Annotated in this window: 9 protein-coding genes; 6 read left to right on the top strand and 3 right to left on the bottom strand. The window is 70.8% G+C overall.

Annotated elements, in window-relative coordinates; genetic code table 11:
• The first annotated feature begins 22 nt into the window (after positions 1-22).
• A complete protein-coding gene (locus ACGFRG_RS31495) occupies positions 23-787 on the top strand; it encodes an SDR family NAD(P)-dependent oxidoreductase (RefSeq protein ID WP_393269424.1) in 765 nt (254 codons plus the stop codon).
• Positions 788-931: 144 nt separating this feature from the next.
• Here the strand turns inward: ACGFRG_RS31495 and ACGFRG_RS31490 are convergent, their stop codons facing one another.
• Positions 932-2,125, bottom strand: a complete 1,194-nt coding sequence (locus ACGFRG_RS31490) for an RtcB family protein (RefSeq protein ID WP_393269421.1) — start codon at positions 2,123-2,125, stop codon at positions 932-934.
• A 199-nt stretch (positions 2,126-2,324) separates the two neighbouring features.
• Here ACGFRG_RS31490 and ACGFRG_RS31485 point away from each other — a divergent pair, with 199 nt between their 5' ends.
• From ACGFRG_RS31485 to ACGFRG_RS31475, 3 genes are all read left to right on the top strand, one after another.
• Complete coding sequence (locus tag ACGFRG_RS31485) at positions 2,325-3,197, top strand: DUF3558 domain-containing protein (RefSeq protein ID WP_393269419.1); 873 nt, start codon at positions 2,325-2,327, stop codon at positions 3,195-3,197.
• Positions 3,198-3,259: 62 nt separating this feature from the next.
• The gene (locus ACGFRG_RS31480; protein ID WP_393269416.1) at positions 3,260-4,018 is read left to right on the top strand and encodes a DUF3558 family protein; all 759 of its coding nucleotides are present in this window, start codon (positions 3,260-3,262) and stop codon (positions 4,016-4,018) included.
• A 117-nt stretch (positions 4,019-4,135) separates the two neighbouring features.
• On the top strand, positions 4,136-5,371 hold the full coding sequence (locus ACGFRG_RS31475) for a DUF2637 domain-containing protein (RefSeq protein WP_393269414.1): 1,236 nt from the start codon (positions 4,136-4,138) through the stop codon (positions 5,369-5,371).
• Between the two features lie 322 nt (positions 5,372-5,693).
• On the opposite strand, the gene lysS is transcribed toward ACGFRG_RS31475, so the two are convergent.
• Positions 5,694-7,436, bottom strand: a complete 1,743-nt coding sequence (lysS, locus tag ACGFRG_RS31470; protein WP_393269412.1) for a lysine--tRNA ligase — start codon at positions 7,434-7,436, stop codon at positions 5,694-5,696.
• Between the two features lie 179 nt (positions 7,437-7,615).
• On the opposite strand from lysS, the gene argS reads away from it, so the two are divergent.
• Positions 7,616-9,376: an arginine--tRNA ligase gene (gene argS, locus ACGFRG_RS31465; protein WP_361433861.1), complete on the top strand. Its 1,761-nt coding sequence runs from the start codon at positions 7,616-7,618 to the stop codon at positions 9,374-9,376.
• 58 nt (positions 9,377-9,434) lie between these two features.
• On the opposite strand, the gene ACGFRG_RS31460 is transcribed toward argS, so the two are convergent.
• Positions 9,435-10,874: a helix-turn-helix domain-containing protein gene (locus tag ACGFRG_RS31460; protein WP_393269409.1), complete on the bottom strand. Its 1,440-nt coding sequence runs from the start codon at positions 10,872-10,874 to the stop codon at positions 9,435-9,437.
• Between the two features lie 327 nt (positions 10,875-11,201).
• Here ACGFRG_RS31460 and ACGFRG_RS31455 point away from each other — a divergent pair, with 327 nt between their 5' ends.
• The gene (locus ACGFRG_RS31455) at positions 11,202-11,912 is read left to right on the top strand and encodes a DUF4232 domain-containing protein (protein WP_393269406.1); all 711 of its coding nucleotides are present in this window, start codon (positions 11,202-11,204) and stop codon (positions 11,910-11,912) included.
• Positions 11,913-12,150: the final 238 nt, after the last annotated feature.

The raw sequence follows: 12,150 nt of genomic DNA, 5'->3' as shown, positions 1-12,150 counted from the left end.
TCATCCGCGCGAGGAGTACGCCATGACCGCCACCGGGACCCCCATCGCCGTCGTCACCGGAGCGAGCAGCGGCATCGGTGCCGCCACCGCACGGCAGCTCGCCGCCGCCGGTTACCGCGTGGTGCTCACCGCGCGCCGCAAGGACCGCATCGAGGCGCTGGCCGCCGAGATCAACGAGGCGGGCCACCAGGCCACCGCGTACCCGCTGGACGTCACCGACCGCGCGGCCGTCGACACCTTCGCCACCGCGTTCCGCACGATCGCGGTCCTCGTCAACAACGCGGGCGGCGCGCTCGGCGCCGACCCGGTCGCCACCGGCGACCCGGCCGACTGGCGCCAGATGTACGAGACGAACGTCATCGGCACCCTCAACCTCACCCAGGCCCTGCTGCCCGCCCTGGACGCGTCCGGCGACGGCACGGTCGTCGTCCTCTCCTCGACGGCGGGCCACGGCACGTACGAGGGCGGCGCGGGCTATGTCGCCGCGAAGAACGGCGCCCGGGTCATCGCCGAGACCCTGCGCCTGGAGATCGTCGGCCGCCCGGTCCGGGTGATCGAGATCGCGCCCGGCATGGTCAAGACGGAGGAGTTCGCCACGACCCGCTTCGGCGGCGACACCGAGAAGGCGGCCAAGGTCTACGCGGGCGTGGCCGAGCCGCTGACCGCCGACGACGTGGCCGAGACGATCACCTGGGCGGTCACCCGCCCGCCGCACGTCAACATCGACCTCCTGATCGTCCGCCCCCGCGCCCAGGCGTCCAACACCAAGGTCCACCGCGAGCTCTGAGCGGCCCGTACGCGCGAGTGGGCCGCCGGGCACCCGCCCGACGGCCCACTGAGCCGTTCACGAAAGACCTGAGCCCCCGCGACCGTTACGGACAACGCGCGCGCCCGCTCAGCCGTTCACGGACCAAACAACGTCCGCGCCCGCTCAGCCCTTCACGCACACGACCTGCTTCAGCTTGGCGACGACCTCCACCAGGTCCCGCTGCTGCTCGATCACCTTCTCGATCGGCTTGTACGCGCCCGGGATCTCGTCCACGACGCCGGAGTCCTTGCGGCACTCCACGCCCCGCGTCTGCTCCTCCAGGTCCCGCGTCGAGAACGTCCGCTTCGCCTTGTTCCGGCTCATCTTCCGGCCCGCGCCGTGCGAGGCCGAGTTGAAGGACGCCGTGTTGCCGAGGCCCTTGACGATGTACGAGCCGGTACCCATCGAGCCCGGGATGATCCCGTAGTCGCCGGAGCCGGCCCGGATCGCGCCCTTGCGCGTGACCAGCAGGTCCATGCCGTCGTACCGCTCCTCCGCCACGTAGTTGTGGTGGCAGCTGATCACCGGCTCGAAGGTCACCTTCGCCTTCTTGAACTCCTTGCGGACCACGTCCTGGAAGAGCGCCATCATGATCGAGCGGTTGTACTTCGCGTACTCCTGCGCCCAGAAGAGGTCGTTGCGGTACGCCGCCATCTGCGGGGTGTCCGCGATGAAGACGGCGAGGTCGCGGTCGACCAGGCCCTGGTTGTGCGGCAGCTTCTGCGCCTCGCCGATGTGGAAGTCGGCGAGCTCCTTGCCGATGTTCCGGGACCCGGAGTGCAGCATCAGCCAGACCGAACCCGACTCGTCGAGACAGAACTCGATGAAGTGGTTTCCGGATCCGAGCGTTCCCATCTGTTTCACGGCCCGGTCCTGACGGAACTTGACCGCGTCCGCGATCCCGTCGAACCGCCCCCAGAAGTCGTCCCAGCCCGCCGTGGCGAAGCCGTGGTAGCCGGTCGGGTCCACCGCGTCGTCGTGCATCCCCCGGCCGACCGGGATGGCTTCCTCGATCTTGGAGCGCAGCCGGGACAGGTCGCCCGGGAGGTCGTTCGCCGTCAGGGAGGTCTTCACCGCCGACATTCCGCAGCCGATGTCGACGCCGACCGCCGCCGGGCAGACCGCGCCGTGCATCGCGATGACCGAGCCCACGGTGGCGCCCTTGCCGTAGTGGACGTCCGGCATCACGGCCAGGCCCTTGATCCACGGCAGCGTGGCGACATTGCGCAGCTGCTGCATCGCCACGTCCTCGACCGTCGCGGGGTCCGCCCACATCCTGATCGGGACCTTTGCGCCCGGCACCTCTACGTACGACATAATTCCTCGTTCCCCCGTGGACCTGATTCCAGCGAAAAGTCTCTATGGCGCCAGCATGCGCCCGAAGCGCAATAACCGTCACCAAAGACCACAAACAGGACAGTGGACCGGCATTCACGGCAGCGCGTGCGATAGACATTGTGTCCAGCGGCCGCCCCCGGGCGGCAACCGTTTTTCTCCCGGAAGGAGCCTGGCAACCGTGCAGCGAAAGGCGTACGTGACCGGTGTGGCGCTTCTTGTGGCGCTCACCGCGGGCTGCTCCTCGGGCTCCGGCGGCGACGGGCCGAGCGGCGACTCCAAGGCGGGCGTGCCCAGGGCCGCCGCCGCGCAGCCCGGCCGGTACCGGACGCTGCCCGAGCCGTGCCGGGCCGTGAACAAGGGCGTCCTCAAGGACATGCTGCCGGGTGCCGCCGAGCTCCCGGACGACCAGAAGGCCAAGGCGTACGAGGGAGTCGCCGAGCTCACGTACGACACCGACCGGCGCGTCGGCTGCCGGTGGAAGGACGAGGCGCCGGACGGCGTGCGGCGGCTGTACGTCGACTTCGAGCGGGTCGTCTCCTACGACCCGGCCGTCAGCGACGACGACCAGGCGAAGGCGGTGTACGGGAAGAAGGCGACGGCCGCGAAGCTGCCCGCCGCGCAGGACGGCGGCAAGGCGGGCGCCCGCACCGGCGCCGGCAAGGGCACCACCGGTCCGGGCGCCTCCCCGACCCCGTCCGCGAAGCCCTCCGGCCTGAACGCCCTGAACGAGGCCGCCTCCCCGGCCGGCTCCGCCTCCTCGCCGGTCTCCCCGCCCGCGTCCGGCGGCCCCGCAGGTCCCCCCGAGGGGCTTCAGCCGCGCGTGCTCAGCGGGCTCGGCGACGCCGCCTTCCTGAACGACGTCCTGGTGACCAGCGGCTCGGCCGTGCAGCGGCGTACCGTCACCGTCGTCTTCCGCACCTCCAACGTGATCGTGACCGTCGAGTACACGGAACAGCCCACCTCCCCGAACGCCCTCGCCCCCGACAGTCAGGAGCTCCAGGAGAAGTCCCGGGCCCTGGCCGCCAAGCTCGCCGAGCTCTTCGGCGAGTAGGCGGGCACGAGCCGACATGACCATTCGAGCGATCAGTGATCAGCGAAGGAACGCGTAGAACCATGCACCGAACCGCCCCGGCCACCACCCCGCGCACGCGGCTCGCCCGTGTGCTCGCCTGCGCGGCCGTCCCCGTCATGCTCGTCGCCGCCGGCTGCTCGTCGGACTCGGGCGGCGGCGACAAGAAGAAGGACGGCACCTCCTCGTCGTCGGCCGCCACGCCCAGCGGCAAGCAGTCCTCGGCCCCGGCCGTCGCGCCCGCCAAGTACACGAAGCTCCCGGACCCGTGCAAGGCGCTCTCGGAGAAGACGATCGACAACCTGGTGCCGAAGGCGAAGTCGAAGTCGGGCACGGCGGGCAAGTCCGCGGACGTGTCGTCGCAGGGCACCTGCTCCTGGAACGGCCTGGACGACAAGGGCGTCAAGGGCTCGCAGTACCGCTGGCTGGACGTCTCGCTCAAGCGGTACGGCTCGGACGCGGCCGTCGGCAGCGGCGACCAGCGCGCCGCCAAGGAGTACGCCCGGCTGCTGACCGCGACGAAGGCGACGGACGGCGCCAAGGACGTGAAGGCGACGCCGGTCAGCGGCATCGGCGACGAGGCGACGGCCGTGGCCTACGACCTGAAGAAGACCGACGAGGACTTCAAGAACGCGGTGATCGTGGTCCGCAGCGCGAACGTCGTCGTCGTGCTCGACTACAACGGCGCGGGCTACCAGGGCGCGGACGCCCCGGACGCCGGTGACCTGATGAAGGACGCGCAGAGCGCGGCCAAGGAGGCCGTCGCCTCGGTCGCCGCCGCCAACGGCACCGCCAAGCAGTAGGCCCGGCCGGTAACGAGCCGGGCTCGATACGGAGTCCTGCCCTCCCCTGTGGGCGGGACTCCGTGTCCATGTGCCAGGCTTTGCGCGCCGGTTGTAGACAACGGAGGGGGATCGCGGGTGGCCGCGACGCAGCTGACGCGCACGCATCGCATACTCATCGGGGTGGTGGTCGCGGGTGCGGTGGTCATTGCCGGGATCGGGTTCGCGGGTTCTTACGCGGCGGTGCGGGCGCTCGCCGAGAAGAAAGGTTTCGGGAACTTCTCCCTCGTCTTCCCGATAGGCATCGACGCGGGCATCTGCGTGCTCCTCGCGCTCGACCTGCTGCTGACCTGGATCCGCATACCCTTCCCGCTGCTGCGCCAGACGGCGTGGCTGCTGACGGCCGCGACGATCGCCTTCAACGGCGCCGCCGCCTGGCCGGACCCGCTGGGCGTCGGCATGCACGCGGTGATCCCCGTGCTGTTCGTCGTCGCGGTCGAGGCCGCCCGCCACGCGGTCGGCCGGATCGCCGACATCACCGCCGACAAGCACATGGAGGGCGTGCGCCTCACCCGCTGGCTGCTCTCCCCCGTGCCCACCTTCCGGCTCTGGCGCCGCATGAAGCTGTGGGAACTGCGCTCCTACGAGCAGGTCATCAAGCTCGAACAGGACCGCCTCGTCTACCGCGCCCGCCTCCAGGCCCGCTACGGCCGCGCCTGGCGCCGCAAGGCGCCCGTCGAGTCGCTGATGCCGCTGCGTCTGGCCCGGTTCGGCGTCCCGCTGGCCGAGACGGGACCTGCCGGACTCGCCGCCGCGGGCATCGAACCCACCCTGCTGCCGACCGCTCCGCCCGTGAAGCCCGTGGTCAGCGCGACCCCGCAGCCGGTGGAACTCGCGGCGGCTCCCTCGCCGGAGCCTGTGGCCGCGCCCGTGCCCGCGCCCGTGCCCGTGCAGGAGCAGCCGGTCCCGGAGGAGGTCGTTCCGGCCGAGAGCCCCTGGTTCGCGGCTCAGCAGCTGTCCCAGGAGGCGTACGAGGGCACGTACGACCCGCAGTACGTCGAGGGTCTGGAGCCGACTCCGGTGATGGTGCCGGCGGGTCCGGGGCGTACGCGTCCGCTGGGCAACGCGCCCGAGCCGCAGGGGCACGTCGACGAGGTCGCGCCGGAGGACGTGGTGTTCGCCGACATGGCGTACAAGGTCTTCGTCGAGTTCGTGAACGAGCGCAGCGACTATCCGACCGTCGAGGCCCTGGAGATACACCTCGCGGACGGCCACGGCGCGACGCACCCGCGCGGCGCGGCGCTCCTGCGGCGCCTGATGCCGGAATTCAAGGCGCGCTACCACGCGGAGCTTGAGGCGGACCACATCGCGTAGGCGCTCCGCGGGGGCGGTGATTCAGCTGCGGACCGTGCTGGGTTGCTCGCGCAGTTCCCCGCGCCCCTTAGATGGGCCCTTCGGGCCCTCCTAGGCGCGCGGGCAACCACGCGAGCAACGAGATGGGCCCGGAGGGCCCTCTTAGGGGCGCGGGGAACTGCGCGACCAGCCCACGACGGCCCGCACCCGAAAAGACGGCCCGCCTTTAGGGGCGCGGGGAACTGCGCGAGCAGTCCACGACGGCCCGCAGACGAAGAAACCGCACGCGGAAGCAAGGGGCGCGGGGAACTGCGCGAGCAGTCCCCACGCGCCCGCAGGCGAGCTACGACGCCAGCAGCTTGCGGACCCGGTCCGCGCCCACGGCGAGCAGCAGGGTGGGCAGGCGCGGACCCGTGTCGCGGCCGACCAGCAAGTGGTACAGCAGCGCGAAGAACGTCCGCTGCGCCGTCTTGATCTCCGGCGGCAGCTCCTTCGGCGTGGCGTCCGCCGAGAACCCGGCCTGGACCTTCGGCACGCCGTAGACCAGGTGGGTCAGACCGTCGAGCGACCAGTGGTCGTCGAGGCCGTCCACGAGCAGCCGCAGCGACTCGCGGGCCTGGTCGTCCAGCGAGGCCAGGAGCTCGGTGTCGGGCTCCTCGCGCACCACGGTCCGCTGGTCCGCCGGGACCTGCGTGTTGATCCACGCCTCCGCCTTGTCGAGGCGCGGACGCACCTCGTCCAGCGAGGACAGCGGGTTCGCCGGGTCCAGGTCGCTCAGGATCCGGATGGTCTGCTCGTCGTGGCCGGCGGTGATGTCGACGACCGAGGCGAGCGTGCGGTACGGCATCGCGCGCGTGGTGCGCGGCAGCTCGCCCGCGGCGGTGCGCACCGCGCGGGAGTACGCGGCCGCGTCGGCCGGCAGCACCGAGCCGTCGGCGACCTTCGCCTCCAGCTTGTCCCACTCGTCGTACAGCCGCTGGATCTCCTGGTCGAAGGCGATCTTGAACGACTGGTTGGGACGGCGCCGCGCGTACAGCCAGCGCAGCAGCTGCGGCTCCATGATCTTCAGCGCGTCGCCCGGGGTCGGCACGCCGCCCTTGGAGGACGACATCTTGGCCATGCCGCTGATGCCGACGAACGCGTACATCGGACCGATCGGCTGCTCACCGCCGAAGATCGACACGATCTGGCCGCCGACCTGGAACGACGAGCCGGGCGAGGAGTGGTCGACGCCCGAGGGCTCGAAGATCACACCCTCGTACGCCCAGCGCATCGGCCAGTCGACCTTCCAGACCAGCTTGCCCCGGTTGAACTCGCTCAGCTTCACGGTCTCCGCGAAGCCGCAGGCCGAGCAGGTGTAGGCGAGCTCGGTGCTGTCGTCGTCGTACGACGTGACCGTGGTCAGGTCCTTGCCGCAGCCGCCGCAGTACGGCTTGTACGGGAAGTAGCCCGCGGAGCCCGTGCCGTCGTCCTCGGCCGCCGCGCCGGAGCCCTCGGCGGCCTCCAGCTCGGCCTCGTCGACCGGCTTCTGGCCCTGCTGCTTCTTGGCGGGGGCCTTCTTGGTGCGGTACTGCTCCAGGATCGCGTCGATGTCGCCGCGGTGCTTCATCGCGTGCAGGACCTGCTCGCGGTAGACGCCCGAGGTGTACTGCTCGGTCTGGCTGATCCCGTCGTACTCGACACCGAGCTCGGCCAGGGCCTCGGTCATCGCGGCCTTGAAGTGCTCCGCCCAGTTCGGGTACGCCGAGCCGGCCGGGGCCGGGACGGAGGTCAGCGGGCGGCCGATGTGCTCGGCCCACGACTCGTCGACGCCGGGGACGCCGTTCGGCACCTTGCGGTAGCGGTCGTAGTCGTCCCAGGAGATCAGGTGGCGGACCTCGTAGCCGCGCCGCCGGATCTCGTCGGCGACCAGGTGCGGGGTCATGACCTCACGGAGATTGCCCAGGTGAATGGGGCCGGAGGGGGACAGTCCGGACGCGACGACGACCGGTTTGCCAGGCGCACGACGCTCCGAGTCGGCGATGACCTCGTCCGCGAAACGGGAGACCCAGTCGGTCTCGGTGCTGCTCTGAGCCACGGTCGGCACGTCCTTCTTTCTCGTACGCAATGTTGAGGCTGGCGTGCCCATTGTCCCAGACGGAAGCAGCACCTCCGGGGTTGCGTGAATTACCGGAGAAACGGGAGTGGCCACCATGGGAGAATCGGCCTGTACATATCCGGCACGCGCCACGCGCGCGTGCGGCCAACCGACAGGAAACGGCACCCATGGCATCGGTCCCTTCCCTCGCTTCCACTGTCCAGCAGCGCCTGGCGGACGCCCTCTCGGCAGCCCTGCCGGAGGCCGGCTCCACCGACCCGCTGCTGCGACGAAGCGACCGGGCCGACTTCCAGGCCAACGGCATCCTGGCGCTCGCGAAGAAGCTCAAGGGCAACCCGCGCGAGCTGGCGGCCAAGGTCACCGACACGCTGGACGCCGGTGACGTGCTGAAGGACGTCGAGGTCTCCGGCCCCGGCTTCCTCAACATCACGCTCACCGACGCGGCCATCACCCGGACGCTGGCCGCGCGCGCCGCCGACGACCGGCTCGGCGTGCCGCTCAAGGAGAACCCGGGCGTCACGGTCGTCGACTACGCCCAGCCGAACGTGGCGAAGGAGATGCACGTCGGCCACCTGCGCTCGGCGGTCATCGGCGACGCGCTGCGCGGCATGCTCGACTTCACCGGCGAGAAGACGATCGGCCGCCACCACATCGGCGACTGGGGCACCCAGTTCGGCATGCTCATCCAGTACCTGATCGAGAACCCGGGCGAGCTGGCCCCGGCGTCCGAGGTCGACGGCGAGCAGGCGATGAGCAACCTGAACCGGGTCTACAAGGCGTCCCGGGCGGTCTTCGACGCGGACGAGGCGTTCAAGGAGCGGGCCCGCAAGCGGGTCGTCGCCCTCCAGTCCGGCGACGAGGAGACCCTGAAGCTGTGGCAGCAGTTCGTGGACGAGTCGAAGGTCTACTTCTACTCGGTCTTCGAGAAGCTGGACATGGAGATCCGCGACGACGAGATCGTCGGTGAGTCCGCGTACAACGAGGGCATGCCCGAGACCGCCCGGCTCCTGGAGGAGATGGGCGTCGCGGTGCGCTCCGAAGGCGCGCTCGTGGTGTTCTTCGACGACATCCGGGGCAAGGACGACCAGCCGGTGCCGCTGATCGTGCAGAAGGCCGACGGCGGCTTCGGCTACGCGGCCTCCGACCTGACCGCGATCCGCAACCGCGTCTCCGAGCTCGACGCCACGTCGCTGATCTACGTCGTGGACGTGCGCCAGTCGCTGCACTTCAAGATGGTCTTCGAGGCGGCCCGGCGCGCGGGCTGGCTGACCGACGACGTCACCGCCCACAACATGGGCTACGGCACGGTCCTCGGCGCGGACGGCAAGCCGTTCAAGACCCGTGAGGGCGAGACGGTGAAGCTGGAGGACCTGCTCGACGAGGCCGTCGAGCGGGCCACGGCGGTCGTGCGCGAGAAGGCCGAGAAGGTGGGCCTGACCGAGGAGGAGATCGTCGAGAACGGCCGGTACGTCGGGATCGGCGCCGTGAAGTACGCGGACCTGTCGACCTCGGCCAACCGCGACTACAAGTTCGACCTGGACCAGATGGTCTCGCTGAACGGCGACACGTCCGTCTACCTCCAGTACGCCTACGCCCGTATCAAGTCGATCCTGCGCAAGGCGGGCGAGGCGAAGCCCGCCGCCCACCCGGAGCTCGGACTCGCCCCGGCGGAGCGGGCGCTCGGCCTGCACCTGGACGCGTTCGGGGAGCTGCTTGAGGAGGCGACGGCGGACTACGCGCCGCACAAGCTGGCCGCGTACCTGTACCAGCTGGCGTCGCTGTACACGACGTTCTACGACCAGTGCCCGGTCCTGAAGGCCGAGTCGGCGGAGCTGGTGGAGAACCGCCTCTTCCTCTGCGACCTGACCGCCCGGACGCTGCACCAGGGCATGGCCCTGCTGGGCATCCGGACGCCCGAGCGCCTCTGATCCACCCCGTGCGGGGGGCGGCTCACGTGCCTCACGTGACTCACATGACTCACGTGGCTCAGGTGGTGAGCCGCTCCCACACATTGGTGTCCAGCCGGTACTCGTACGCCGGACGGCCCTTGACGGCGCTGCTGTGGAACGGCTTGCCGTTGTCGTCGTAGACCGGGATCTTCCCGGAGCGGTCGCCGCTGCTCCAGTCCACCTCCAGGTACCAGGTCACCTCGTGCGCGTCGGTGTGCACATCGAGGTTGAGCACCTGCGGATCCGTCGTGGACACCTTGTACGGGAAGTCCGTGGCGGGCACCTTCTCGTCGCCCTGCATGCCGCCGACCGGCTTGGTGCGCGGCTGCGCCGCGTCCAGGTTCACGTCGAAGAAGCCCGGGGTGACGCTGCCCCCGCACCCCGAACCCATCGAGTACGCGGTCCAGTCGAGCGGCGCGTCTCGCGTCACGATCTTCACGTGCACGGCGTTGATGACGACCGAGTCGTGGGTCTTGCCGGTCGCGGTGAGCTGAAGCGTCAGATGCCCGCCGTCGACCCCGCCCAGCATCCCGGCCCACGGGCGGCTCTCCAGCGGGTTGGGCGGCTTCGGCACCGCGTTCGGCTTCTGGTCGAGCAGATAGAACTTCCCGCACGGCCCGTCCCACTGGTACGAGCTGACGCCGACACCGAGCGGGGCCTCGGCGGGCGGGGCGGGCTTGCGGGTGACGGGCGCGGAGGGGACGGCGGCGGACGGGCTGCCGCTGCCGGACGGGCTCACCGAGGCTTTCGGGCTCGGCGAGCCGGACTTGGCGGTGGCGACCCTCGACGGACCGGTCCGGGCTTCCTTGGCATCGGCGACGGCCGAACTCTTGGCGCCGGTGTCGTCCCCGTCCCCACCACTGAGACTCGCGACGGCGACCGCGGGCACCCCGAGCCCGATGACGACACCGGCGGCGACGAGAGCGAGCCGGGTGCGCTTGCCGAACCGGCGCGGGGGGCGTGGGGCGGGCCGGGTGGAGACGACGTGGGGGCCGGGGCCCGGGTCCTCGGTGGGTGCCTCGGCGGCGGGGCGGGTGTCGTCGGAGGGCGCGTCGGGAACGGGCAGTTCGGGGGCGGCGGTTGCGGGCGCGGTGGGCTCGGCCGATGCGGACGGTTCGCGTGAGGCGGATGCGGACGGTTCGGACGCACCCGGTGCGGCCGCCGGACTCGCCACCGCCGAACTCGCCGCCGCCGAACTCGCCGCCGCCGGGCTGCCCGCTCGGGCACGCCTGCGGGCGTCGTCGGCCAGGATCCAGCGGCGGTGGAGCTCGACCGACTCGTCCCGGGTGGCGCGGCAGAGCCGGGCCAGGCGGTCGACGGGGGCGTATTCGTGCGGCACGGCGTCGCCGTTGCAGTACCGGTGGAGCGTCGACGTACTCACATGGAGTTTGCCCGCGAGGACTCCGTAACTCTGGCCCGAACGGTCCTTCAACTCCCTGAGAAGTGCAGCGAAATCCTCGGACTCTGCCGTGGCCACGAGCCGTTCCCCTCCCCTGTGCGTCCCGGAACCGCGTTCCAGGGGAAGGGTGTTTCCCCAGGTCAATGGGTGTTCCGGCGTTCCAGCTTCCCCCATTGTCCCCTGCTGATTGCGATCGCCGCCGACCGGTCCGCAAGGTAGGTGCAGCAACCAGCCAGTCCGGCAGCACGGGGGAGCACGCAATGCGATTCCGCATACGGGTCAACCTGGCGGACTCGATGGCCGCCGCGATGCTGGCCGCTTCGGTGGCCACGTTCATCGCGCTGATCCTCAGTCTTCACGCCTGACGCACCGACCAATTCCGACCAACGGGGAGCTCGATCCACCATGCGCACCAACCTCCGCATCACCGCCGCCGCGACCACCGCGCTCGTGGCCGCACTGTCCCTCAGCGCCTGCGGCAGCGACTCCGGTTCGAAGTCGTCGGACAAGGCGGCGGCGTCGCCGTCCGTTTCGGCGTCGGCGCCGGCGCCCGCCGCGACCGGAGGCGCCTCGGTCGGGACGGCGAGGGGTTCGGACGGTTCGGGCGGCACCACCGGCGCGAAGCCCGCGCACTCGACGGACAAGCACCCGTCCAAGAAGCCCAGCTCCGGGTCGGGTTCGGGCTCGGGGAAGGCGGTCACCTGCACCGGCAGCAACATCAAGCTGACCGCGACGCCGGTGGCGCGCCCGATCAACCACGTCCTGCTGACGGCGACCAACACCGGGAAGACGACGTGTTACGCGTACGACGCCCCGGCCGTGAAGTTCTCCAACGCGCAGTCGCCGGTGCCGGTCGACAAGGACACCATTCCGCAGGCGGTGGTGACGCTGGCGCCGGGGGAGTCGGCGTACGCGATGGTGCGGACGCAGGGGGAGCCTGACGGGACCGACCCGTACATGACCAGCCAGGTCGTCGTGTACTTCCGGGGGTCGGTGGGGATGGAGTCGACGGGTCGTTCCGCGTACGCGTCGCTGTCGAAGCCGGTGGGCGTGGTCGACGCCCAGGCGATGGCCACGTACTGGCAGACGAGCGTGTCCCCGATCGAGTCCTGGTAGTTCCCCCACCCCGCCCCTCCCCGAAAGCTCTGGGCGAGCGGCCGGGTTCTCCGTCTGCGGGCCGGTGGGGGCTGGTCGCGCAGTTCCCCGCGCCCCTTAGATGGGCCCGAAGGGCCCTCCCGTAGGGGCGCGGGGAACTGCGCGAGCAACCCACCACGGTCCGCAGACGAAAAGCGGGGGTACTGGGGCGCAGCCCCACGTCCCACCCACCCCACCGGGGCCCGGGGCCGCAGCCCCA

The organism is Streptomyces sp. NPDC048696 (assembly GCF_043198895.1).
Taxonomy (GTDB): Bacteria; Actinomycetota; Actinomycetes; order Streptomycetales; family Streptomycetaceae; genus Streptomyces.
Note: the sequence above shows the minus strand (reverse complement) of the source record. Positions and strands in the feature narration are given on the sequence as shown.

Excerpts from the sequence above, each read along its gene's own strand:
- ACGFRG_RS31495 (WP_393269424.1), top strand. The coding sequence starts at position 23 with ATGACCGCCACCGGGACCCCCATCGCCGTCGTCACCGGAGCGAGCAGC.
- ACGFRG_RS31490 (WP_393269421.1), bottom strand. The coding sequence starts at position 2,125 with ATGTCGTACGTAGAGGTGCCGGGCGCAAAGGTCCCGATCAGGATGTGG.
- ACGFRG_RS31480 (WP_393269416.1), top strand. The coding sequence starts at position 3,260 with ATGCACCGAACCGCCCCGGCCACCACCCCGCGCACGCGGCTCGCCCGT.
- argS (WP_361433861.1), top strand. The coding sequence starts at position 7,616 with ATGGCATCGGTCCCTTCCCTCGCTTCCACTGTCCAGCAGCGCCTGGCG.
- ACGFRG_RS31455 (WP_393269406.1), top strand. The coding sequence starts at position 11,202 with ATGCGCACCAACCTCCGCATCACCGCCGCCGCGACCACCGCGCTCGTG.